The 23554-nt window shown below is 61.1% G+C and carries 18 protein-coding genes; 12 read left to right on the forward strand and 6 right to left on the reverse strand.

Annotated elements, in window-relative coordinates; genetic code table 11:
• Together AB4Y31_RS31065 and AB4Y31_RS31070 are read left to right on the forward strand one after the other, a co-directional pair.
• Positions 1 to 827, forward strand: an 827-nt coding sequence (locus AB4Y31_RS31065) for an electron transfer flavoprotein subunit alpha/FixB family protein (protein WP_368677326.1), incomplete at its 5' end; no start/stop codon positions are given.
• 441 nt (positions 828 to 1268) lie between these two features.
• Positions 1269 to 1652: a cupin domain-containing protein gene (locus AB4Y31_RS31070; RefSeq protein ID WP_368677327.1), complete on the forward strand. Its 384-nt coding sequence runs from the start codon at positions 1269 to 1271 to the stop codon at positions 1650 to 1652.
• A gap of 31 nt (positions 1653 to 1683) precedes the next feature.
• Here the strand turns inward: AB4Y31_RS31070 and AB4Y31_RS31075 are convergent, their stop codons facing one another.
• Positions 1684 to 2886: a 3-oxoadipyl-CoA thiolase gene (locus AB4Y31_RS31075; protein WP_368677328.1), complete on the reverse strand. Its 1203-nt coding sequence runs from the start codon at positions 2884 to 2886 to the stop codon at positions 1684 to 1686.
• Between the two features lie 419 nt (positions 2887 to 3305).
• Here AB4Y31_RS31075 and AB4Y31_RS31080 point away from each other — a divergent pair, with 419 nt between their 5' ends.
• The 6 genes from AB4Y31_RS31080 (at position 3306) to AB4Y31_RS31105 (ending at position 10386) form a co-directional block, all read left to right on the forward strand.
• On the forward strand, positions 3306 to 4964 hold the full coding sequence (locus AB4Y31_RS31080) for an AMP-binding protein (RefSeq protein WP_368677329.1): 1659 nt from the start codon (positions 3306 to 3308) through the stop codon (positions 4962 to 4964).
• 104 nt (positions 4965 to 5068) lie between these two features.
• A complete protein-coding gene (locus tag AB4Y31_RS31085) occupies positions 5069 to 5836 on the forward strand; it encodes a glucose 1-dehydrogenase (RefSeq protein ID WP_368677330.1) in 768 nt (255 codons plus the stop codon).
• A gap of 12 nt (positions 5837 to 5848) precedes the next feature.
• Positions 5849 to 6649: an enoyl-CoA hydratase-related protein gene (locus AB4Y31_RS31090; protein ID WP_018439637.1), complete on the forward strand. Its 801-nt coding sequence runs from the start codon at positions 5849 to 5851 to the stop codon at positions 6647 to 6649.
• Positions 6646 to 7416, forward strand: a complete 771-nt coding sequence (locus AB4Y31_RS31095; protein WP_368677331.1) for an enoyl-CoA hydratase/isomerase family protein — start codon at positions 6646 to 6648, stop codon at positions 7414 to 7416. The genes AB4Y31_RS31090 and AB4Y31_RS31095 overlap by 4 nt, the downstream gene beginning before the upstream one ends.
• A gap of 41 nt (positions 7417 to 7457) precedes the next feature.
• Positions 7458 to 9260, forward strand: a complete 1803-nt coding sequence (locus tag AB4Y31_RS31100; protein ID WP_368677332.1) for an acyl-CoA dehydrogenase — start codon at positions 7458 to 7460, stop codon at positions 9258 to 9260.
• Positions 9261 to 9288: 28 nt separating this feature from the next.
• Complete coding sequence (locus tag AB4Y31_RS31105) at positions 9289 to 10386, forward strand: branched-chain amino acid aminotransferase (protein ID WP_368677333.1); 1098 nt, start codon at positions 9289 to 9291, stop codon at positions 10384 to 10386.
• A 150-nt stretch (positions 10387 to 10536) separates the two neighbouring features.
• On the opposite strand, the gene AB4Y31_RS31110 is transcribed toward AB4Y31_RS31105, so the two are convergent.
• From AB4Y31_RS31110 to AB4Y31_RS31125, 4 genes are all read right to left on the reverse strand, one after another.
• Positions 10537 to 14052, reverse strand: coding sequence for an indolepyruvate ferredoxin oxidoreductase family protein (locus tag AB4Y31_RS31110; protein WP_368677334.1), 3516 nt, complete (start codon positions 14050 to 14052; stop codon positions 10537 to 10539).
• 214 nt (positions 14053 to 14266) lie between these two features.
• Positions 14267 to 14740: an Lrp/AsnC family transcriptional regulator gene (locus AB4Y31_RS31115; RefSeq protein WP_018439632.1), complete on the reverse strand. Its 474-nt coding sequence runs from the start codon at positions 14738 to 14740 to the stop codon at positions 14267 to 14269.
• 13 nt (positions 14741 to 14753) lie between these two features.
• Positions 14754 to 15548 carry an enoyl-CoA hydratase-related protein gene (locus AB4Y31_RS31120; RefSeq protein ID WP_368677335.1) on the reverse strand — a complete coding sequence of 265 codons (795 nt, stop codon included), beginning with the start codon at positions 15546 to 15548 and terminating at the stop codon, positions 14754 to 14756.
• 411 nt (positions 15549 to 15959) lie between these two features.
• Positions 15960 to 16478, reverse strand: coding sequence for a MarR family winged helix-turn-helix transcriptional regulator (locus tag AB4Y31_RS31125; protein WP_368677336.1), 519 nt, complete (start codon positions 16476 to 16478; stop codon positions 15960 to 15962).
• 320 nt (positions 16479 to 16798) lie between these two features.
• On the opposite strand from AB4Y31_RS31125, the gene AB4Y31_RS31130 reads away from it, so the two are divergent.
• Together AB4Y31_RS31130 and AB4Y31_RS31135 are read left to right on the forward strand one after the other, a co-directional pair.
• Positions 16799 to 18820, forward strand: coding sequence for an FAD-dependent oxidoreductase (locus AB4Y31_RS31130; protein WP_368677337.1), 2022 nt, complete (start codon positions 16799 to 16801; stop codon positions 18818 to 18820).
• Positions 18821 to 18890: 70 nt separating this feature from the next.
• Entirely contained in the window at positions 18891 to 20045 is a 1155-nt protein-coding gene (locus tag AB4Y31_RS31135; RefSeq protein ID WP_368677338.1) for an acyl-CoA dehydrogenase family protein, read from the forward strand.
• A 136-nt stretch (positions 20046 to 20181) separates the two neighbouring features.
• Here AB4Y31_RS31135 and AB4Y31_RS31140 read toward each other — a convergent pair whose 3' ends face one another.
• Positions 20182 to 20829 carry a TetR/AcrR family transcriptional regulator gene (locus AB4Y31_RS31140; protein ID WP_368677339.1) on the reverse strand — a complete coding sequence of 216 codons (648 nt, stop codon included), beginning with the start codon at positions 20827 to 20829 and terminating at the stop codon, positions 20182 to 20184.
• A 197-nt stretch (positions 20830 to 21026) separates the two neighbouring features.
• Here AB4Y31_RS31140 and AB4Y31_RS31145 point away from each other — a divergent pair, with 197 nt between their 5' ends.
• Positions 21027 to 22073: an aldo/keto reductase gene (locus AB4Y31_RS31145; RefSeq protein ID WP_368677340.1), complete on the forward strand. Its 1047-nt coding sequence runs from the start codon at positions 21027 to 21029 to the stop codon at positions 22071 to 22073.
• Between the two features lie 215 nt (positions 22074 to 22288).
• Complete coding sequence (locus AB4Y31_RS31150; RefSeq protein WP_368677341.1) at positions 22289 to 23473, forward strand: acetyl-CoA C-acyltransferase; 1185 nt, start codon at positions 22289 to 22291, stop codon at positions 23471 to 23473.
• The last annotated feature ends 81 nt before the right edge of the window (positions 23474 to 23554 follow it).

Consider the following 23554-nt stretch of genomic DNA (forward strand, 5'->3'; position numbering starts at 1 on the left):
ACGACGCGCAAGGCGCGGCCGATGCGGCCGCGAAGATCGCCGGTGTCTCGAAGGTGCTGCTGGCCGACGCGCCGCAGCTGGCCGAAGGGCTCGCCGAGAACGTCGAGGCGACGGTGCTCGGCATCGCCAAAGACTACTCGCATATCGTCGCGCAGGCGACGGCGTACGGCAAGAACATCGCGCCGCGCATCGCGGCCAAGCTCGATGTGGCGCAAGTCAGCGAGATCACGGCGGTGGTCTCGGCCGATACGTTCGAGCGGCCGATTTACGCGGGCAACGCGATTGCGACGGTGCAATCGAGCGATCCGATCAAGGTGATCACGGTCCGTGCGACGGGCTTCGACGCGGCAGCGGCGGAGGGCGGCAGCGCGCCGATCGAAAAGACCGAGGCGAGCGCCGATCGCGGCATTTCGCAATTCGTGAACCGCGAGGTGACGAAACTCGATCGGCCGGAGCTGACGAGCGCGCAAATCGTCGTCTCGGGCGGACGCGGCCTCGGCAGCGGCGAGAACTACGAGAGCGTGCTCGTGCCGCTCGCGGACAAGCTCGGCGCGGCGTTAGGCGCCTCGCGCGCCGCGGTCGACGCGGGCTACGTGCCGAACGACTATCAGGTCGGGCAGACGGGCAAGATCGTGGCGCCGCAGCTCTATGTGGCCGTGGGTATCTCGGGCGCGATTCAGCACCTCGCGGGCATGAAGGATTCGCAGGTGATCGTGGCGATCAACAAGGACCCGGAGGCGCCGATTTTCAGCGTGGCCGACTATGGCCTCGTCGGGGACCTTTTCGAGCTAGTGCCAAAACTCAGCGTGATGTTATCGCTGGACTAGATCAATGGCCCTCGAGCACGTACACGGCCCAGCTTCAACTCCAATAGCCAGCCCGAGGCCGAAGCCAATCAGCGACTCCGCTCAGGGGGCACCCTTTATGGGCAGCGCTACGTTTGCGTGAGCCAAGGCGCTGCTCGACGCGCGGCCAGTCTTCCTTCTATGCGACTCTTCACCGCAATCGATCAGGCGCGCGCGGCGGCGAAAACAGCAGCAGTTCCGACGAATTCGAGGGGGACGGAGGTCCATGTCCGGTGCAAGCGGCATCGGTGCTTCGTGGGCGAATTCGTCCGTTGCGGACAGCGCAATGAAGCTTTGCGCGACAACGGTGTTCCCCTGTTCACGCATCGGCATTATGCTCCCACGTCGGCACATAGTGATCGTCTGATCACTTCTCGTGATCGAGACGAAACAACACGGGAATAAATTGATAGGAGCACGGCAATGGGCGAGAATGAGGTCAAAGTTGTTGATACAAACACTGTGCCGTGGGCGCAGCTTCCCGTACCAGAACTAAACGCAACGACCCTGCAGAAGCTGTGCATCGTCGACGGAGAAACAGGAATGTCCGTTGCCAAAGTCTGCTACAAAGCGGGCTTTACCAACGTTTCGCATTGGCACAACTGCGCCCATGGAATGTATGTGCTCGACGGAATTCTCATTACGAGTGCGGGGTCATTCGGGCCCGGCAGCTTCGTGTGGTTTCCGGAAGGCACGACAATGAGCCATGGTGCCCAAGGCGATAACGACGTTACGTTTCTATTCATCACGAACAAGCCCTTCGACATTCATTACACGCATGTCGAAGGGCCTCGCCGAACTGAATAGGCGTTCGCTTTCTATGCTGCTTGCAATCCGGTCATATCCGCTCGATGACGACCGCGAGCCCTTGACCCACGCCGATACACAGACTCACCACGGCGTATCGTCCGTTTCGACGCTCGAGCTCTCGTGCCGCGCTTAGCACGAGGCGGGCGCCCGAAGCACCCAGCGGATGTCCTACCGCGATGGCGCCGCCATTTGGATTGACGCGGGGGTCGTCGAATGCCACGTCCAGCAGTTTAAGGCAACCGAGGACCTGCGCCGCAAACGCCTCGTTGATCTCGATGACGTCCATATCGGCGAGCGCCAATCCGGCGCGTTCAAGCGCCTTGGGAATCGCGTAGACGGGGCCGATGCCCATGACGCGGGGATCGACGCCAGCAGCAGCCCCCGCGAGGATACGCGCAATCGGTTTGACGCCAGCTGCATCTCCGATGGCTCGGCTGCCCACGAGCAACGCAACGGCACCGTCGTTGACGCCGGCTGCATTGCCGGCCGTCGTCACGCCTCCGGCATACAGGGGGCGAAGCGCCGCGAGCGCTTCGATGGTGGTACCGGGACGCGGTGGTTCGTCCACCTCGGCGATTCTCGGTGGACTTTTCTTTCCAGTCGAGACGGAGATCGGGAGAATTTCGCCGGCAAAAAAACCTGATGCTTGCGCGGCCGCAAACTTCGCTTGCGATTGAGCGGCGAAACGGTCACTGTCCTCGCGCGTCAGACCGAGATCGCCCGCAACGTTGTCAGCCGTCTGCGGCATCGTGTCGCCTCCGAATTCACGTTCGATCGCTGGGTTCGGGAAGCGCGCGCCAAGGGCGGAATCGTAGACCTTGAATTCCCGGCCGAACGCCGCCTCGCTCTTGGCAACGACAAATGGTGCCCGGCTCATGCTCTCCACGCCCCCTGTCACATACAGCTCGCCTTCTCCGGCCGTGATCGCGCGGGCTGTGTCAAGGACGGCGGCGAGGCCGCTCGAGCAGAGGCGGTTGACCGTTTGGCCCGGGATGCTGGTGGGCAGGCCGGCCAGAAGCGCGGCATGCCGGGCGATATTCCGACTGTCCTCGCCAGCCTGGCATGCGCAGCCTAGCACGACGTCTTCGATCTGTTCGGGACGAAACCCGCTGTCTTCTACGACGCGCCGAATGACAGACGCGACGAGGTCGTCTGGGCGGATCGGGGCGAGGGCGCCCGCCACTCGGCCAAATGGCGTCCGGCGGCCGGCGTACAGGTAAGCATCGAGCATGGTGGTTCCTGAAAGTGACGCTCAGTAACTGAGGGGGCTGGCATTCGGCACAGCGCTCCGCACGCCGGGTTGCCACGCGTCCGTGCATTCTATCGCACGGACGGCGAATATTGTAAATATCATGATGCAATCGCTTCCCGGATGATTCACGGCATTCATACGTCTCGCCAGACCCACGGGGGACAGCGCATCAATTGACGGTAGATTCCGTGATCGACTTGTTCGTGTTGAGCTTAAAAGGTCGTGCCCATGAAAATATATGTGTCAGGTACTTGACACAAAAGCATGATGTGATCGACCATGTGCTCGTAGCATCTTCCGGTCAACCGGACTACGGCGGCTGACTCCGCATCTTGCGAGCCCTCGGGCAGCCGCGCGTCTGGCTTTTTCATTCTGATGAGAGACCAAGCGAGCGAGATATGGAGCGTAAGTTCGATACCGGCCTGGACAAGAACCCCGCCAACTATCAGGCGATGACGCCGATCCGTCTGCTCGACCGCGCAGCCGACGTGTTCCCCGACCGGACCGCAGTCATCCACAAGGACAAGCGCTACACGTGGGCTGAATATGCACAGCGTTGCCGCAGGTTGGCGCGAGGCCTGATCGGCGCAGGCATCGAGCGCGGCGACACCGTTTCGATCCTCGCAACGAATATCCCGGCCATGCTCGAGGCGCAGTTTGGCGTGCCGATGTCAGGCGCTGTATTGAACTGCATCAATATCCGGCTCGACGCTGCCGGGATCGCGTTCATCCTGCGGCATTCGGGGACGCGCTTGCTGTTCGTCGATTACCCGTTTGCCGCTGTGGCGCGCGAGGCCATCCGTATCGCCGGCATCAAGATCGATGTCGTTGACATACGTGACGACGACATTTCCGGCGCGGAGCCGGCTCGGACGATGGAGTACGAGAATTTTCTCGCTTCTGCTCCGGACGTGCCGATCCTTTATCCGCAAGACGAATGGGACGCGATCGCGCTGAACTACACGTCCGGCACGACAGGCAATCCGAAAGGCGTCGTGTACCACCATCGCGGGGCGTACCTCAACGCACTCGGTACGGTCATCTACGCAGGGCTGAATGCCGGAACGCCGGTCTACCTGTGGACCCTGCCGCTTTTTCACTGCAACGGCTGGTGCTATGCATGGGCGCTGGCGGCCGTGGCGGGAACGCATGTGTGCCTGCGCAAGGTTGTCATCGAAGACATCTATGTCGCGCTCGACAAGTACGGTGTCACGCATTTCTGTGGCGCACCGGCCGTACTGAGCTCGCTCGTCGGGGGCAAACCGGCCAGCTGGACGAAGCCCGCCAGGCCCATCACAGTGGTATGCGCCGGCGCCTCACCGCCGGTAACAGTCATCAAGCAGACGGAAGCGCTCGGCTTCACGGTGCTCCACGTGTACGGCATGACCGAGCAGCACGGCGTGAACACGGCATGCGTGCCGCAGGATGGTTGGGAAGCGATGCCTGACGATGAGCGGTTGATGCGCATGGGGCGCCAGGGCGTCCGCACCGCCGTTGCTGACGAAATGATCGTCGCCAATCCCGAAACGTGCGATCCGGTTCCACGGGACGGCAAGACGATGGGCGAAGTGATGTTCCGCGGCAACCTCGGCATGAAGGGGTACTTGAATAACGCCGAAGCGACGCAGGCGACGTTCGCAGGTGGCTGGTATCGAACGGGCGATCTCGCCGTCGTGCATGACGACGGCTACATCGAGATCAAGGACCGCTCAAAAGACATCATCATTTCCGGCGGCGAGAACGTATCTTCGATCGAAGTGGAGGAGGTCCTTAGCTCGAATCCGGCCGTGATCGGCGTGGCGGTCGTTGCCGTGCCCGACGAGAAGTGGGGCGAGGTTCCGTGCGCGATTGTCGAGCTGCATCCGGATCATGCCGGACTCCTTTCGCAGGACGACCTGATCACGTTCTGCCGCGCCAGGTTGCCCGGCTTCAAGACCCCCAAGCATGTGATCTTCGAGCCGATTGTTCGCACGGTAACGGGGAAAGTTCAGAAATTCGTGCTTCGCAAACACGCAGCCGAAGTCATTGCCACGCGCCGAAATCGAAGCGGTCCGTGAACGAGCGAATCAGAGAAGGGACCAGCGAGGTCCCGCGCATGGTGATCGGCCGCATGGCCCTCACCGACTAACCGAGTAACGACTATCACCCATGGAGTATTTAAATGCGTGGTCTTATAGATAAAGTCGCTGTCATCACGGGAGCGGCCGGGGGCATTGGCCGCAGCCTCGTGCAGCGCTTCTGCGAGGAAGGCACTCACGTAGTGGGTTTGGACCTCAGTCAGTCAGGTCTCGACGAACTGAAGAACGAACTAAGGCAGTATGCCGAGCGCCTCACGTTGCTTCCGCTTGACATAAGCGATCACGCGGCCGTCAAGCGGACGATTCAGCAGGTGCACGGGGATCTGAAGCGCATCGACGTACTCGTCAACAACGCCGGGTGGGACGTCGCGATGCCGTTCCTGGAAACGACGCCGGAATTCTGGAACAAGGTTGTCTCGATCAACTTGATGGGCCCGCTAAACCTGCATCACGCGGTGCTGCCGATCATGGTCGCGGAAGGCGGCGGGAAGATAGTCAACATCGCGTCGGACGCCGGCCGCGTCGGCTCATCGGGCGAGTCCGTGTACTCGGCATGCAAGGGCGGAATAACGTCATTCAGCAAGACCGTCGCTCGCGAGTACGCGCGCAAGAACGTGCGCGTGAATGTTGTCTGCCCCGGGCCGACGGACACGGCGCTACTGCGCTCGTTCATGGGCGAGGGCGAATTCGGACAAAAGGTCTATGACGGGCTGCTGCGCGCGATTCCGCTGAAACGCCTGGGGCAGCCCGCCGACATTCCCGGCATCGTTGCATTCCTCTCGAGCGATGACGCCGATTTCATCACCGGACAGGTCATTTCCGTTTCCGGCGGCTTGACCATGCATGGCTAAGGAGATGCCACAATGAACCACTATACCGACATCCTCTATGAAGCGAAGGCGGGCGTCGCCCGAATCACGATCAACCGCCCGGAGAAGTACAACGCGTTCCGCGGGAAGACTTGTGATGAGCTCATCGATGCAGTGCAGCGCGCCGGCTGGGACAAGTCGATCGGCGTGATCGTTCTAACCGGGGCCGGCGAGAAAGCGTTCTGCACCGGCGGCGATCAGTCGGCGCACGACGGCGGCTACGATGGTCGCGGCGTGATCGGGCTGCCGGTCGAGGAACTGCAGGGCGTCATCCGCGATGTGCCGAAGCCGGTGATCGCTCGCGTCAACGGTTATGCGATCGGCGGCGGTAACGTGCTCGTGACTTGCTGCGATCTCGCAATTGCAGCCGATTCCGCGCAGCTTGGCCAAGTGGGCCCCAAGGTCGGCTCGGTCGATCCGGGTTTCGGAACGGCTTTTCTGGCTCGCGTGGTCGGCGAAAAGAAGGCGCGAGAGATCTGGTTCCTGTGCCGGCGCTATACCGCGCATCAGGCCCTTGCAATGGGCCTGGTCAATGCGGTCGTACCGATGGCCGAGCTGGACGCCGAGGTCGATCGTTGGTGTCAGGAGATTCTGCAACTGAGCCCCACTGCAATCGCGATTGCCAAGCGCTCGTTCAACGCGGACTCGGATTCGATCCGTGGCATCGGTGGACTGGGAATGCAGGCATTGGCGTTGTACTACGGCACAGCTGAGTCGCATGAAGGCGTCGCGGCCTTCATGGAAAAGCGTAAGCCGCGCTTTCGCCCCGATCCGAGCGACGGTTCCGAAGCATGAGCGTCGAACTTGCTTATCGCGGTGATATCGCGGTCATCACGCTCAACCGCCCGGAGGCAATGAACGCGCTGAACGCCGGCATGATCGATCGAATCGGCTCGCTGATCGACGAGGCGGCGGCAGCATCACCCCGCGCTTTACTGTTTACCGGCGCGGGCGGCAAGGCATTCTGCGCAGGTGCGGACATCAAGGAGATGCTTGAGCGAAGCAAAGGCGAGCATCGCGCCGCTGCCCGAGCCGGTCAATGCACGTTTGCCAAGCTCGACTCGTTGCCGTTTCCTTCGCTGGCCGTCATCCAGGGGGTGGCGCTCGGCGGTGGGCTCGAGTTGGCGATGGCCTGCACGTTTCGCATCGCCGTTGCCGGCGCGAGATTCGGGCTACCCGAGATCAAGCTCGGCCTCATCCCAGGCTACGGCGGTACGCAGCGCCTGCCGTTGCTGATCGGCAAGGCGCGAGCGCTCGAGATGATCGCGAGCGGCCGGTTGTTGGATGCGGAGGAAGCGGCTCGGCTCGGCTTGGTTCACCGAGTAGTCGACGCGGGCGAGCCCGTCGAACTGGGGATACGTTTTCTGGATGGGCTGGGCGTCCGTTTTCCAGCAGCGCTGAGTTTCGCGCGAACAGCGGTGGACAAGGCGCTGACCGTGTCACTAGAGGATGGCTTGAAGCTAGAGGCCGATCTATTCACTGCCGCGACCCAGACTACGGACGCGGGCGAAGGGATGCACGCCTTCCTGGAAAAGCGCAAGCCGGCATTCACTGGAAGGTAATCGCCAGTCATTTCCGCCGGCTCGCGATCAGGAGACAATCGATGAACCAATACGCACCGCCCATTGCGGATATCCAGTTCGTGCTCAAGGAACTGGCCGGTCTGGACGAAATCGCAGGACTGCCTGGATTTGAAGACGCCACTTGGGACGTCACGAGTGCCATTCTTGAAGAAGCAGGGGCGTTCGCGTCAGGCGTCATTTCGCCCATCAACCGGAGCGGCGACATCGAAGGAGCGCGCATAGAGAATGGGTGCCCGCGGATGCCTTTGGGATGGCGGGACGCATACGCGCAATTCGCGCGTGGTGGCTGGAATGGGGTATCGGTACGCAAGGCGCTTGGTGGGCAAAACCTTCCTCGGCTCGTCGCGGCCGCAGTCGACGAGATGTGGAACGGAGCCAGCGTGGCGTTCGCATTGCTGCCAATGCTGACGCGAGGTGTGATCGACGTCCTCGATCAGGTTGGATCCGCGGCGCTGAAGGCCAGGTTCCTGCCTCGGCTCGTCAGCGGCGAATGGACCGGAACGATGGTGTTGACGGAGCCGCAGGCAGGCTCGGATCTCTCGGCGGTTCGCACTTGCGCGCGGCCGGCCGGCGATGGCACCTATCGGTTGTCAGGCACGAAGATCTTCATCACTTACGGCGATCATGACCTTTGCGAGAACATTGTGCATTTGGTCCTCGCGAGAGTTGAGGGTGCGCCAGTTGGCGCCAAGGGTATTTCGCTATTTGCGGTTCCGAAGAGGCATGTGAACGAAGACGGCGCACTCGGCGAACACAACGACGTGAGATGTGTCTCGCTGGAACGCAAGCTTGGTCTGCATGCCACGCCCACATGCGTGCTTGCTTTGGGTGATCAGGCAGGGGCGGTCGGGTATCTGGTCGGTGATGAGAACCACGGGCTCGAGAACATGTTCATCATGATGAATGCTGCACGGTTCGCCGTGGGACTGGAGGGCATTGGTCTTGCCGAGCGTGCGTACCAGTTGGCGCGTGCGTATGCGCGTGAGCGCGTGCAGGGCGTGGACTCCGGAAGCAGCAGCGGCGCGAAAGTAGCGATCGTTCGGCACCCTGATGTTCGCCGCATGCTCATGAGCATGAAGTCGCGCATCGAAGCGATGCGCGCCCTCGCACTCGTTGTCGCCGCCAGCATGGACAAGGCGGAGTGGCATGGCGATGAGGGCGAGCGGGCGGTAAATCGTGCGTTCGTTGAGCTGATGATGCCCGTCGCAAAGGGCTGGTTTACGGAAACCGGTCTGGATATCGCGTCAATCGGTATCCAGGTACACGGCGGTACCGGCTTTATCGAAGAAACGGGTGCGGCACAGTACCTGCGCGATGCCCGAATCACGACCATCTATGAAGGGACGACCGGCATTCAGGCGATGGATCTTGTCGGTCGCAAAATATGCCGGGACGGGGGTACGGCGATTCGTGCAGTGATCCGATCCATGAGAGACGTTCAGGCGGATCTGGAGCTGGATGAGCACGGCGATCTGCGGGCGATTGGTCGGCAAATCGGCCACGCGATTGGCGAATTATCCAATGCCGTGAATTTCCTTATCGAAACATATCGATATAGCGCAAGGCTTGCGTTCGCCGGATCCGGTCCTTTCCTCGATCTGCTCGGCACTGTTGCGTGCGGATGGCAAATGGGTCGGGCAGCGTTGGCAGCAAGGCGTTTACTCGCGACCGAACGGGTCGATAACGCATTTCTACAAAACAAGATTATCACCAGCCGATTCTATGCAGACCATATCCTTTCGCGTGCGACTGCACTGAGCCATGTCGTCGTTCATGGGGCGGAAGTGACATTGGCGATGGACGAGGCTGGGTTCGCGGGATAGTCCCGCTGCAAACAAAGGAGCAATAGAAATGAGTAATACCGGATCCGCGTCATTCCTCCGCGAACTGAATCCGAACCGAGTCGAAGCGACGAAGCGCGAAGCCTTGTTGGAGAACCCTGGGTTCGGGCGTGTGTTTACCGATCATATGGTGACGATTCGATATTCCGAAGGCCGCGGTTGGTATGACGCCAAAGTCGTTGCGCACGGCCCGTTCAGCTTTGATCCTGCCACGCTTGTGCTGCACTATGCGCAGGAAATTTTCGAGGGTATGAAAGCTTATCGGTTGCCGGACGGCGGCGCAGCTCTGTTCCGCCCGGATGCGAACGCGCGGCGTTTCCGCCATTCCGCGGAACGGCTCGCGATGCCGGCGCTGCCCGAGCAACTGTTCGTGGATTCCGTGCGGGAGCTCGTACGGGTAGACCGCGAGTGGATTCCGCGGACCGACGGATCGGCGCTCTATCTGCGTCCCTTCATGATCGCAACGGAAGCCGTGCTTGGCATGAAGCCCTCGCCAGAATACTGGTACTGCGTCGTAGCCACGCCGGTCGGTTCCTACTTCAAGGGAGGCGCCTCCGCGGTAACGCTGTGGGTGTCGGAAAACTATACGAGAGCGGCGCCTGGCGGAACAGGTGACGCGAAATGCGGTGGCAACTATGCCGCGAGCCTCGCGGCGCAAGCCGAAGCCATTCGCGAAGGCTGCGACCAGGTAGTGTTTCTAGATGCAGTTGAGCGTCGTTGGGTCGAGGAGCTCGGCGGCATGAACGTGTTCTTCGTGTTTGCCGACGGATCAATTCAAACGCCGCCGCTGACGGGAACCATCCTCCCCGGCATCACGCGCGCTTCATTGATCACGCTCGCGCGCGATCTGGGCCTGACGGTTCGCGAGGAGCCGTACGCGATCGATGAGTGGCAGGCGGATGCGCAACGCGGAAAGCTCGTTGAAGCCTTCGCTTGCGGCACGGCGGCAGTCGTGACACCTATCGGCAAGGTGAAGGGCCGAACGCATGAGTTCACGATCGGAGATGGCAACCTGGGACTGGTGACTGCACGGCTGAAGTCCGCACTACTTGATATCCAAAATGGGCGCGCGCCCGATCACTATGGCTGGCTGGACCGCTTGTTCTGAGTAAGACTGATCGGATCAACCAGGCTTTTCTGGGCGGGTAAGGAAGGACCTCAGCCGGCTTCAAAACGGGCCGAGGAAAAAGGAAGGACCGTGACGCGAAGCGTGCCACGGTCCTTTTTTCATTCCGCCTCTTTTTGAAGGCGGTGTTAGTCAAGCAGCCTTGATATTGCTGCTTAGGGTGCCTCCGTCACCGCTTTTGGCAGAGCCGGAGAGTGCCGCCAGCACGTTTGCGCGCCGGACGACATGTTCTTGAATCGCCCGTTCCTTGACCGGCCCAAAACCGCGGATATCCATTGGGAGCGAGGCGAACGTTGTCGCTTGGTCCAGCTTCTCTGACGTAAGCTGCGAGCAGACCTTGCGGATGTCATCAAAATACTCGGCGACGAGACGGCGCTCCGCGCGTCGTTCGGCCGTATGGCCGAAGATGTCGAGCGCGGTGCCGCGCAGCTCGCGCATGCCGGCCACGACCTTCAGCACGGGGAATATCCACGGACCGAACTTGCGCTTCTTCGGACGGCCGGTTCGCGGGTCGATGCTTGAAAGGAGAGGCGGTGCCAGCCAGATGGAAACTTTCTTCGCGTCGGAGAACTGTGCCATCAGAGACTCGCGGAATGCCGGCGCGGTATAGAGACGCGCGACTTCGTATTCGTCTTTGTAGGCCATCAATTTGTAGGCGCTCCGTGCGACTGCCGTCGCGAATGCATCCTGCTTCGGCGCAATCTTTGCCTCCGCTTCGCGAGCCAGCGTGACGAGGTGCAGATATCGTTTTGCGTAGGCACTGCCCTGATATTCCACGAGCCGTTGCCGATGCGATTCCACCAGTTGATCCAAAGTGGTGGCTTCCTGCATGGACGGGGACTTCGGCGCTCCAATGGCGGCCAGTGCATCCGGTTTGGCCGCGATGATGCGCCCCCAGTTGAACGCGGACTTGTTCATTTCGACCGCTGCGCCGTTGCGTTCGATGACATGGCTGATCGCGTCGCGGCTCAGCGGCACCAGGCCTTTTTGCCATGCATAACCGAGCATGAGGGTGTGCGTCGGCAGCGTGTCGCCGAATATGCTCTGCGCGATCGCGCCCGCATCGAATGCATGGAACGATTCGTTGCTGCAACGCTTGCGGATGCGATCTTGCATCAGGTTGATCGGCGGCGTTGCATCGCGGTCGCTAATGAAGTCAGGCGTCGGCGTCGGCGCGAGATTGAGCACGGCCGCGGTTCTGCTTGCCGACAAGCGCAGCAGCGAGTCGGATGCGGCCGAAACAACGAGGTCCGCGCCCAGTAGGAGGTCCGCCTTGCCTTCGCCGATGCGCGAAGCGGCAAGCTGGCCATCGGCTGCGGCAATCCGTACCTGGCTGACGACCGCTCCGTTCTTTTGGGACATGCCGGTAAAATCCAGAACGGTCGAGGCGAGGCCGTCAATGCCGGCCGCCGCGCCCAGGATCGCACCCATTGTCAGCACCCCGGAGCCGCCGATGCCGGTGATATAGATGTTGAACGGCCGACCCAACGCGGGCAGCTTCGGCGCGGGCAGGGCCGCCACGAGTTCTGCTTCGATGCCCGCGAGTCGCTTGCTGTCGGGCTTGCGGACCTTCACGCCTTCCACTTCGACGAAGCTCGGGCAGAAGCCCTTCACGCACGAGAAGTCTTTATTGCACGCGCTCTGATTGATGGCGCGTTTGCGGCCGAGCGGCGTCTCAAGAGGCTCGACGGAAATGCAATTGGACTGGACGGAACAGTCGCCGCAACCCTCGCAGACTTCATGATTGATGAAGACGCGCCGATCCGGGTCGGGCAACTCCTTGCGCTTGCGGCGCCGCCGTTTCTCGGCGGCGCAGGTCTGCTCATAGACGATTGCAGTAACGCCGGGGACTTCTCGCAGTTGCCGTTGGACAGCATCGAGTTCGTCTCGATGGTAGACGCCCACACCAGGCGCGAGCGTCTTGTTGCCTTGCCAGCGCGTCGGATCGTCAGTCACGAACGCAATTTTTTCGATCCCTTCGGCTTGGAGCTGGCGCGTGATCCTGGCGGGATCGTTCGTTCCTTCCGTCGGCTGCCCGCCAGTCATGGCGACAGCGTCGTTATAGAGAATCTTGTAGGTGATGTTTGTCTTCGCGGCCACAGCGGCGCGAATGGCGAGCAGGCCCGAGTGCTGATAGGTTCCGTCGCCCAGATTCTGGAACACGTGCGCGGTCTTGGAGAACGGCGCCGCGCCGATCCATTGGGCGCCTTCACCGCCCATGTGGCTCGCGACTTTGGTCTTCAGCGCCGGCTGGGACAGCGCGATCACGTGACAGCCGATGCCGCCGCCGCTGATCGAGCCTTCCGGCGTGCGTGTCGACGTATTGTGCGGGCAGCCCGAACAGAAGAACGGCGCACGCACCGGGATGACCGCCGCGGCGGGCTTCTTGGCGGCCGCATCGAGCTCGCTGAGGCGTTCACGGATCTCCGGCGCGTCGACGCCGTTGGCCTCCAATCGACGCACCAGTGCTCTTGCGACCAGGTGCGAGCTGAATTCCCATGCCTCGGGCAGGAGCGTATTGCCTGCTGCGTCGGTTTTTCCGGTGATAAAAGGGCGTTGCGATTCTGGGCGATGGAATAGAGCGTCCTTGAGTTGTGCCTCGACGTTCGAACGCTTCTCCTCGATGACGAGCACTTCACGATTACCCGCCGCGAATTGACTGGCGCCCTCGGTTTCGAGGGGCCAGCTCATCGCGACCTTGTACACCGAAACGCCCATGGCGCGCAGCTTCTCGTCGCTGAGGCCGAGATCCTGGCAAGCCTGCATGAAGTCCTGATGCGCCTTGCCGACCGTGACGATGCCCAGGCGCTTCGTCGGCGCCGCGAGAATGACGCGGTCGAGCTGGTTAGCGCGCGCCCATGCGCGGGCGGCGGGAAGCCGCTCGTCGATGAGCCGGCGTTCGTACTCACCACGTTGAGCGGGCCACGAGAGCGTGGGGTCCCAATTCAGACCATGCGCGGGAACCGCGAAATCCGTAGGCTCGCGAAATGTCGGCCACGATCCCATGTCGATCGTGGCTGCGGTTTCGACGACTTCAGCGATTGTCTTCAACGAGACCCAAAGACCGGCGTAGCGGGACATCTCGATGCCCGCAAGACCGAACTCGATGACTTCCCGGACATTGCTGGGCTGAAGCACAGGGATCGAGGCGGAGTGAAAGATCCCGTCGGTTTGATGCGGCCACATCGAGGACTGCGCGGCATGATCGTCGCCCGAAATGGCCAGGACGCCGCCCAGCTTCGACGTGCCCATCATGTTGGCATTGCGGAACACATCGCCCGTCCGGTCGACGCCCGGCCCTTTGCCGTACCAAATGCCGAACACGCCGTCGACCTTGGTTTCGCCAAAGACGGTGTGCACCTGCGCGCCCCACAACGCGGTCGCAGCGAGGTCTTCGTTGAGACCGGGCTGGAACACGATGTCGTGCGCAGCAAGCTGTTTTGAGGCTTTCCAGAGCTGCTGGTCATAGGCGCCGAGCGGCGATCCGCGATACCCGGAAATCAAGCCCGCGGTATTGAGATTGCGCGTACGATCGCGCTCGCGTTGGATCATCGGCAGGCGAACGAGCGCCTGAATGCCAGTGATAAACGTCCATTGTCGGCTTGTCGCCGAAGCAATTGCGTCGCGCGACGTCAGTGCAGTATCCACGAGTGTCTCCAGGAAAATCCTATTCGAACTGATGAGCCAGTTTAGGATGTCGGCCGCGTGGTTTTGCACCAATTTGAATTACTCGATGCACGAAAACATAATCGATTGAACTATCAATTCGTATTGAATTGGTTCAAAGTGACTACGTTGGCGACTTGTGTGAACGGAGCGCGCTCCAGAGGGCGGAAAAAGCCCGCGCAGCAGGCGTTAGGGCTCAGAGCATCGGCGAAGTCCGGTTCAGGATCGTCTTCAATGCGAAGCTCGATCGGATGTGTTCCACACCGGGAATGCGCGTTAGCGTCTTGCTGAGGAAGCTCTGGTATGAGTCCAGGTCGGGTACCACTACGCGCAGGATGAAATCGGCATCGCCCGTCATTGTGAAACAGCTCATGACCTCCGGTGCCACCACGATCTCCTTCTCGAAACGCTGGATTGCCGCCTCCGACTGGTTCTCCAGCGTCACGGATATGAATACGGTGAGCCCGCCGATCAGCTTGCGCTCGTCGAGATGCGCGAAGTAACCGCGGATGTATCCCTGCTCCTCGAGTCTGTGCACGCGCCTGAGCGTGGGCGTGAGCGACAAACCGATTCGCTCCGCCAAGTCGCGCCAACTAAGGCGCCCGTCCGCGGAAAGTTCGCGCAGGATTTTGAGGTCGATCTTGTCGAGGTCGTGTGGCACGGCAAACATTGATGGATCTCGATTACTCGCCGGTGAAATTCGGCTGCCGCTTTTCGCTGAACGCGAGCACGCCTTCCGCATAGTCCTTGCTCCATCCCATTTCACGAATGAAGGTGGCTTCCATCGATAGCTGCTGCTCGAGCGAATGTCCGCTTGCGGCTTGGACGAGCTGACGCGTCCGTATCAACGCCTTCGTGGGCATGGCGGCCAGACGCTTCGCGAGGGCGTCGATGCCGGACGCAAAATCGGCATCATCGATCACATCCCAAATGAGTCCCCACTCCGCGGCCTTGGCGGCGGGCAGCTTGTCGGCGAGCATCGTTAGACCCATCGCGCGCGCGGAGCCGAGACGGTTCGACAGGAACCACGTGCTGCCAGTGTCCGGCGTGAGGCCAATTCGCGAGAAGGCTTGCAGGAAGTACGCCGAGCGCGTGGCGACGACAATGTCGCAGGCAAATGCCAAAGCGGCTCCGCCGCCCGCCGCGAGTCCATTGACGGCGGCGACGGTCGGCATGTGCAGGTTTTGCAGCTTCAGCACAAGCGGCTTGAAAAGCCGCTCGACCAGATTGCCGATATCGGGCTGCTTGCCATCTACCAGCCGCATAGCCGGGTCCGTGAGATCCTGGCCTGCGCAGAAGGCACGGCCGGCTCCGGTGATGACGAGGACGCGAAGCTGTTTGTCCGCCTCTATGTCATCCACCGCACGATGGATCTCGAGCATCGTCGACTCGTCGAGGCTGTTGAGCTTGTCGGGGCGATTCAGCTCGATTCGCGCGATCGGCCCGCTGGCCGTGACTTTGATCATGTTGAACGTCATGGTGTTTTCCGACTGGGCAGGAAGAAAAGAATGCCTCGACCGGCCGGCCGTATACGTCACCAGTCAGTCCTATGCGGTCAACGATAGCTCGTCAAGCAATATACGTCAATATCATGATGTATATAGATGAAAAGCAGCCGTATGGAATGGACCTTTCAGGCGCAGGTTGGCGAAAAAAGGCAGGATGCAGATGTACTTTGGAGTCGATAGGCGGCCGGGCCCGCTTTGTATGCGACGCTTTATTTCAGCTCCGGCGCGAGAGGCATGTCCTGCCCGTGGTGACGCGAGCGTTCGCTTTGGAGGAAGCGCTTCAAGCGATGACGCTGGTGAGGGAGGGGGCAAGTCCGTTGCAAGGTCGTCGCCAATGCCGAACGACGTCGAGCGAGTTTCCGTCCCGCCCGAGACGGGCGTTCAGTCGCGCGCGGAAAGGGCGGAGGCGCTCAGTTGCACGATAGCGTCGGGCTCGAGATTGACGGCGTCCATCCCTTTGTTGAGTTGATTCAGAAAGTGAACCAGCGACACCTTATCGTCGAAACGGAAACTGGCGAGAGCTTGTCGGTAGAACTCGTAGATCTTGGGTTGCAGGCTATCCCAAAATGCTCTCCCGTTAGTGGTGAGCACAACTTTCTTCGCGCGTCGGTCGACCGTGTCCGCGACACGCACCACATGCTCCTCTCTCTCGAGCCTCTTTAGCACGCCATCGAGACTTTGGCGGCTGACAACCAAATAGTCCGCGAGTTCGGAAAACGACATTCCCTCGGCTACCTGCGCGCGCGAGAGGGCGCCGAGCACGGCCCACTGGACGGTTGTGATGCCGAGTGCCTTGATCGTCTGCCTGTCGAGCGTGTTGCCCGCCTGAAACAGGCGGAAGAACAGGCGATTGTGAATGGACGAGACAGATTGATCGTATGAGGAGTCGATGTTTGCCATGGGGTGATCTGGGAGGCGCGGTGCGCCGGTACAACGCCGCAATGCCTGTATTTTAAGGCGCGGTTTGCCCCGACCCGTTTCATGTGGCCGCGCGACTTCGCGGGCCGACCGGGATAACCGCGCGTTTGGCCAGTCGGCGGCAGGCGTCAGGCAGTGAATGAGACATATACATGACATGGGAAGGGTGGCGCTGAGCGAAGAGTGTACACCAACTATGGGGTGGGTCTCGTTGGAAACAGTTAAAACATGTAATGATATTGACGTAAATGCAATCCTGGCATACAGTGCCGACACGATGCCACAACGCGACGGGACACTTCATGACGACGTTCGACAAGCTCCTTACCCCGCTTACCGTCGGATCGACCGTGCTGCCGAATAGGATGGTCATGGGCGCCATGCATACGCGGCTGGAAACGCTCGATCGCCCGCATGAGCGGCTCGCTGCGTTCTATGCTGCGCGTGCGGCCGGTGAGATCGGCCTGATCCTGAGCGGCGGCTTTTCTCCGAATCCCGAAGGCGTCATGGAGGAGGGCGGGCCACTATTCAACAGCCCTTCCCAGCTTGAAGAGCATCGCGTCGTGACACGTGCCGTCCACGCGGCCGGTGGAAAGATCGTTCTACAAATCCTGCATGCCGGACGGTATGCCAAGGTGCCATATTGCGTTGCTCCGTCCCCGGGCAAGGCGCGCATCAACACCTATTCGCCGCACGCGCTGACCACCGACGAGGTGCGCGAGACGATCGCGGACTTTGCCAATACCGCATCGCTGGCGGTGGATGCGGGGTATGACGGTGTCGAGATCATGGGTTCCGAGGGATATCTGCTCAACGAATTCACCGCCGCGGTGACCAATCACCGAGACGATCAATATGGCGGCACGTTCGAAGGCCGAATCCGCTTTCCGCTAGAGGTCGTCCGCGAGGTACGCGAGCGCCTGGGCAATCAGTCGATGCTGATTTACCGTATCTCTTCTATCGATCTGATCGACGGCGGCATGACCGGTGCCGAGATTGCGGCCTTCGCCAAGAAGGTCGAAGCGGCCGGTGCGGATCTGATCAATACTGGCGTCGGCTGGCACGAATCTGCGGTTCCGACGATTGCCGCCTCCGTGCCGCGCGCCGCGTGGCGTGCGGCGATCGGGAACGTCAAGCAGGCCGTATCGATTCCCGTCATGGCGTCGAATCGTATCAACATGCCGGAGATCGCAGAGGAACTGATTGCCTCGGGCGTCGCCGACCTCGTATCGATGGCACGCCCGCTGCTCGCCGATCCGGATTTCGCGAAAAAGACACGCCTCGGAACGGTCGACGAGATCAACACGTGCATCGGCTGCAACCAGGCTTGCCTGGACCGCATCTTTACCGAGCGCTCCGCGACCTGTCTGGTGAATCCGCGCGCGGGACGTGAAATCGAGTTTCCGACCGGCAAAGCCCCGATCCCCAAGCGAATTGCGGTCGTGGGCGGTGGTCCGGCTGGCATGGCCTTCGCAATCAACGCCGCTGAACGCGGGCATCGCATTACGCTGTTCGAGGCGGAGTCGCGACTGGGCGGACAGTTGAACATGGCCAAGGTCGTTCCCGGCAAGGCCGAATTTCACGAGATGCTGCGCTACTTCCGCGTTCGCCTCGAGAGACTGGGCGTCACGCTGCGCATGGGCGAGGCGGCTACGTCCGACCAACTGATCGGCGGGCAGTTCGACGAGATTGTGCTGGCGACAGGGGTAATGCCGCGTGTGCCGGACTTTCCTGGCGTCGATCATCCAAAGGCTGTTTCATATATCGATGTATTGACGGGCAAGGTCGTACCAGGTCAATGCGTCGCCATCATCGGCGCAGGCGGCATCGGTTTCGACGTTGCCGAATTCCTGCTGGGGGAGCCGAATGAGTCGCTCGAGAGCCGAGCGTTTTTCGAAGCGTGGGGCGTTGATCCCGACAATGCCACTCCGGGGGGACTTGCTCGGGCCGCCGCTCATGCCGCACCTCGCCGCACGGTACACATGTTTCAGCGCAAAGCGGAGCCGCTCGGCAGGCGGTTGGGCAAGTCGACGGGCTGGATTCTGAAAGCCAAGCTTCGCAAGGCCGGCGTCATGATGATTTCGGGCGCGACGTACCACTCGATCGATGATGACGGGCTGCACTACACGGTCGATAGCGCACGGCATGTTTTGCCGGTCGATCACGTGGTGCTGTGTGCGGGTCAAGATTCCAATCGCAGCCTGTATGACGAGCTGATCGCACGACGCATCGAGCCGAGGCTGATCGGCGGCGCCGATGTGGCTAGCGAACTGGATGCTTTGCGGGCTATCGATCAGGCTACACGGCTCGCCGTCGCCATTTGACCTCGATGTTCACCGGCACGATAGAGGTTACGTGCCGTGGTCGACGCTTGCGGAAGGAATAGGAAATACGATGATTCGCGATCAGGAAACGCTTTCCCTACTTATCGATTCACTGTCGCGCTTTGTGCGCGAGCGGCTCGTTCCGGCCGAGGACGAGGTTGCCGAGTCAGACGAAATTCCCGCCGAGATTATTGGTGAGATGCGCGAGCTCGGCCTGTTTGGTCTGACCATCCCCGAGGAGTTCGGCGGACTTGGCCTGACGATGGAAGAAGAGGTGCTTGTCGCGTTCGAGATCGCGAAGACGTCCCCCGCCTTCCGGTCGACTATCGGTACCAACAACGGAATTGGCTCGCAAGGATTGATCGTTGATGGCACCGACGAGCAAAAGCGACATTATTTGCCAAAACTGGCGTCAGGCGAGTTGATTGCGTCCTTCGCGCTCACCGAACCCGGTGCCGGTTCCGATGCCGCTTCGCTGCGTACGACGGCGGTACGAGATGGCGATGAGTACGTGATCAATGGCACGAAGCGCTTCATCACGAATGCGCCGGAGGCTGGCATTTACACCGTGATGGCACGCACCAATTCCGAAATCAAGGGCGCGGGCGGTATTTCGGCATTCATCGTCGAGAAGGGCACGCCGGGGTTGTCACTCGGCCGGCTCGATAAAAAGATGGGGCAGCGGGGGGCGCACACCTGTGACGTGATTTTCGACGACTGCCGGGTCCCAGCCATCAATCTCATCGGTGGCAAAGAAGGCGTGGGCTTCAAAACGGCGATGAAGGTGCTGGACAAAGGCAGGCTTCACATTGCAGCGATTTGTGTGGGTGCCGCCGAGCGCATGCTCAATGACTCGCTGCGCTATGCCATGGAGCGGCGGCAGTTCGGCAAACCAATCGCGGAATTCCAATTGATCCAGGCGATGCTCGCCGACAGCCGTGCCGAAATCTACGCGGCCCGCTCGATGGTCTTGGATGCGGCACGTCGTCGCGACAACAAGGAAGACGTTTCGACGGAAGCCTCGTGCTCCAAGATGTTCGCATCGGAGATGTGCGGCCGGGTGGCGGACCGCGCCGTGCAGATCCATGGTGGCGCGGGATATGTGTCCGAGTACGCTGTCGAGCGGTTCTATCGTGACGTTCGTCTGTTCCGCATTTACGAGGGGACCACGCAGATTCAGCAGATCGTCATCGCTCGAAACATGATTCGCGATGCCGCGCAATAGGGCATCGTTTCCGGTCTCGGCCGGCGTCGCCCAATGCACCCCGGGGTATCAGATTGAAGCCTCGAATTTTCACCATCGGCACATCAACTGTATGCCGTCCACGAAAAGTTGGCGATCGCAAGCCATGCGAAGGCGTTCATCGATGCGGGCCTGCGTGCGTCGAATGTGAACGCGTCGGTGACTCCCCGTTATTTTCGTTCTTCACACAACATGCCAGCTTGATTGTCTCGCGCGTCGCATGCAGCACCTCGTCGGACAGCGGCAGATCGGTTTTCGCAACCGCGCGTGCCACAGCGATCGCACCGATTTGGGCCGCTACCGAAGCAACCGCCAACTGGCGCCTCACCGCAGCCGACATTCCCGGGTGCAGTGACCCCTCCACGATCGCCACTTCTTCGTTGAATGCCTTCGCGAACCTATCGCTTACGGCCGAACCCTGGCGCGCCGCCTCGCTGGCCGAGGCAGTCATAGGACAACCCGTCCCCAACCTATCTCGCATGCCGGCTGAGAAGAGAGCGTCAAGATAGTCCTCGAACGTCGGTTGTCGATCGCCTGCCCACGCGCGCATCCCGGCCATGCTGCCGGCAAATCCTGCCGAAAAGGCTTCAGCCGCGAGCGCGTCCTTGGAGGGAAAGTGCGCGTAGAGCGCGCCATGCGTCAGTCCTGCCGCCTTGGCCACTTCCGCTACGCCTACGCCATCGATCCCTTTCTCCCGAAACAGCTTGCTCGCAGCCTGGAGCAGCGCACGTCGATTAGCGTCCGCCTTCTCCTTGGAAACACGCATTGTCCACTCCGTGATGGTTCAGTCGAAATATTAGTTGTGGACGCCATGAAAATCAATTATTGTGACCACAATCAATAGAAACAGTGGAGCCGAGGATGAGCGATCGACTCGAACTGGCGCTGGCTGCGCATGGCGGTCTCGACCGCTGGGCGACGTGACGCAGCCAAACAACCCCGCAACCACCGGAGGATGACGTCATGCGTTACAAGCTTTTCGGCAAGCATACCGGCCTGCGAGTCTCGGAGCTGGTGTTGGGAACGGGTAATTTCGGCACACGCTGGGGCTATGGAAGCGAGCCAGACGAGGCGCGATGTATCGTTGACGCCTATGCGGAGGCCGGCGGCAATTTTATTGATACTGCCGACAGCTATCAGTTCGGCGAGGCAGAGGAAATTCTTGGAGAGCTGCTCGCCGGCCGTCGAGACGAATTCGTGCTGGCCACAAAATTCTCGCAGCGCGCTAGTCCTCACGATGGCATCCTCGTAACTGGCAACAGCCGAAAGGCCATGATCTCGTCCGTCGAGGCAAGCCTGCGGCGACTCAAGACCGATCGCATCGATCTGTATTGGGTGCACTACGCCGACGGCGTCACGCCGATCGAGGAGATCGTTCGCGGTTTCGACGATCTTGTCCGCGCTGGCAAGATTGTCTACGCAGGGCTATCGGATTTTCCCGCCTGGCGCGTTGCACGTGCTGCAACCCTCGCGGAGTTGCGAGGCACTGTTCCAGTGGCTGGACTTCAGGTCGAGCATAGCCTCGTCGAGCGCACCACAGAGCAGGACCTTCTGCCGGCTGCACGTGCGCTTGGGCTTGGCGTCGTAGCCTGGTCTCCGCTTGGTGGCGGTATGCTGACCGGTAAATACCGTAAAGGCGAAAAAGGGCGCGCCGAGGGGTTCGGCGGGAAGGTGTTCCAGGCAGAGAACTCCGGCCAGCGGAGCGCCATTCTCGACACACTCATTGCCGTTGCAGGCGAAGTCGGCGTGACGCCGGGCGAGGTCGCCATTGCTTGGGTCGCGGCCAAGGGTTCACTGCCAATCATTGGACCCAGAACCGTCGCTCAGCTGCGCAGCAATCTCGCTGCGACAAATGTGACGTTGACTTCAGATCAGATCGCGACGCTCGATGGGGTGAGTGCTGTCCCGCCGATTTTTCCGTACACGTTGCTCGACAATCCGACGAACCGCCAGCGGATATTTTCCGGCCAGCTCGATCGCTTCGATGCACCGATAGAGCCAGTGGCGTGATCTAGGGGAATGGTCAGTCTTTCGTCGTCGTTGTCGTTATTGGTGCTGCGCAAAGAACTGTTTAGCCTGACCGAGCAGTAACGGGCGGCGCAGTGATGTGCTTGCGCAGTGACCGTCGGCGCGGTCCGTTGTTGTGAGTGCATATGCACTGAACGCTCAGGCGTGGGTCGGACCTCTCGATCCCACAGGTAAATTTTCCGAATGAAGGGATAGCCATGGAAGCACTTGAAGTCGTAATTTGCAGTCCAGTCCGTACGCCGATCGGCGCATTTGGCGGGTCGCTCAAGGATGTGCCGGCAGTAGAGCTTGGCGCTGTCGCGGTCCGCGAGACCCTGCACCGCAGCGGCGTGAGTGCGTCGAAGGTCAACTCGGTCGTGATGGGCAACGTGATCCAGGCTGGAAACAAGATGAACCCCGCGCGGCAGGCAACGATCGGCGCCGGCTTGCCGGCAGAAGTGCCGGCCTTGACCGTGAATCGTGTTTGCGGCTCCGGGGCGCAAGCGATCGTCAACGCGGCGCAGGAGATCTGGCTAGGATTTGCCGATGCATCGGTGGCGGGCGGGATGGAAAGCATGGAGCGCGCACCGTACTTGCTCCCGAATGCTCGGTGGGGGCAGCGGATGGGGCACGCCGAGATCTATGACAGCGTGTTGCGTGACGGCCTCGTCGACGCATTCTCCGACGAGCACTCGGGTTGGCACACCGAAGATCTCGTCGCGGAAATGGCAATCACGCGCGAACAGCAGGACAGTTGGGCTGCCCGATCTCAGCAGCGGTTCGCCGCGGCCCAAGCGCGGGGCGCGTTCGGCGACGAAATTGCCGGTGTGGAAATCAAGGTCAAAGGCGGAGCAACGGTGTTCTCCCAAGACGAGCCGCCGCGCCCCGATACGACGGTCGATGGGCTCGCGAAGCTACGGCCCGCATTCCGCGCGAACGGGACGATCACAGCAGGGAACGCGCCTGGGCTCAACAGCGGGGCTGCCGCGATGCTGGTGACGTCGCGCGCGTTCGCCGACGCGCATGGCATCGTGCCGGCGGCACGCCTGGTTGCTTACGGCGTGGCGGCGGTGAAGCCCGGTATGTTCGGTCTTGGTCCCGTCCCGGCTGTCAAAATCGCGCTCGAACGCGCTGGGTGGAAGCTGTCAGACGTCGACCGGATCGAAATCAACGAGGCTTTTGCGGCGGTGCCGATTGCGGTCATTCGAAAGCTCGAGCTCGCGCAGGACATCGTCAATGTAGAAGGCGGAGCGATTGCTCATGGTCACCCGATCGGCGCCACAGGCGCGGTGTTGACGACTCGCCTGATTCACTCGATGCGCCGGGATAACCTGAAACGCGGCATTGTGACTTTGTGTATTGGTGGAGGGCAGGGAATCGCCCTCGCTATCGAGACACTGTGAGCGGGCGGCACGATTGCGGTTTTTGCAGAAGTCACTACGGAGAAGTGCGGGCGCAAGGCGACCTCGCGCTCGGGGTGCGCG

It is taken from the genome of Trinickia sp. EG282A (genome assembly GCF_040965455.1).
In the GTDB taxonomy this organism is placed as follows: domain Bacteria; phylum Pseudomonadota; class Gammaproteobacteria; order Burkholderiales; family Burkholderiaceae; genus Trinickia; species Trinickia symbiotica.

Excerpts from the sequence above, each read along its gene's own strand:
- AB4Y31_RS31140 (WP_368677339.1), bottom strand. The coding sequence starts at position 20,829 with ATGCGTGTTTCCAAGGAGAAGGCGGACGCTAATCGACGTGCGCTGCTC.
- AB4Y31_RS31130 (WP_368677337.1), top strand. The coding sequence starts at position 16,799 with ATGACGACGTTCGACAAGCTCCTTACCCCGCTTACCGTCGGATCGACC.
- AB4Y31_RS31095 (WP_368677331.1), top strand. The coding sequence starts at position 6,646 with ATGAGCGTCGAACTTGCTTATCGCGGTGATATCGCGGTCATCACGCTC.
- AB4Y31_RS31115 (WP_018439632.1), bottom strand. The coding sequence starts at position 14,740 with ATGTTTGCCGTGCCACACGACCTCGACAAGATCGACCTCAAAATCCTG.
- AB4Y31_RS31080 (WP_368677329.1), top strand. The coding sequence starts at position 3,306 with ATGGAGCGTAAGTTCGATACCGGCCTGGACAAGAACCCCGCCAACTAT.
- AB4Y31_RS31120 (WP_368677335.1), bottom strand. The coding sequence starts at position 15,548 with ATGACGTTCAACATGATCAAAGTCACGGCCAGCGGGCCGATCGCGCGA.
- AB4Y31_RS31075 (WP_368677328.1), bottom strand. The coding sequence starts at position 2,886 with ATGCTCGATGCTTACCTGTACGCCGGCCGCCGGACGCCATTTGGCCGA.
- AB4Y31_RS31085 (WP_368677330.1), top strand. The coding sequence starts at position 5,069 with ATGCGTGGTCTTATAGATAAAGTCGCTGTCATCACGGGAGCGGCCGGG.
- AB4Y31_RS31105 (WP_368677333.1), top strand. The coding sequence starts at position 9,289 with ATGAGTAATACCGGATCCGCGTCATTCCTCCGCGAACTGAATCCGAAC.
- AB4Y31_RS31125 (WP_368677336.1), bottom strand. The coding sequence starts at position 16,478 with ATGGCAAACATCGACTCCTCATACGATCAATCTGTCTCGTCCATTCAC.
- AB4Y31_RS31090 (WP_018439637.1), top strand. The coding sequence starts at position 5,849 with ATGAACCACTATACCGACATCCTCTATGAAGCGAAGGCGGGCGTCGCC.
- AB4Y31_RS31070 (WP_368677327.1), top strand. The coding sequence starts at position 1,269 with ATGGGCGAGAATGAGGTCAAAGTTGTTGATACAAACACTGTGCCGTGG.
- AB4Y31_RS31150 (WP_368677341.1), top strand. The coding sequence starts at position 22,289 with ATGGAAGCACTTGAAGTCGTAATTTGCAGTCCAGTCCGTACGCCGATC.
- AB4Y31_RS31135 (WP_368677338.1), top strand. The coding sequence starts at position 18,891 with ATGATTCGCGATCAGGAAACGCTTTCCCTACTTATCGATTCACTGTCG.
- AB4Y31_RS31100 (WP_368677332.1), top strand. The coding sequence starts at position 7,458 with ATGAACCAATACGCACCGCCCATTGCGGATATCCAGTTCGTGCTCAAG.
- AB4Y31_RS31145 (WP_368677340.1), top strand. The coding sequence starts at position 21,027 with ATGCGTTACAAGCTTTTCGGCAAGCATACCGGCCTGCGAGTCTCGGAG.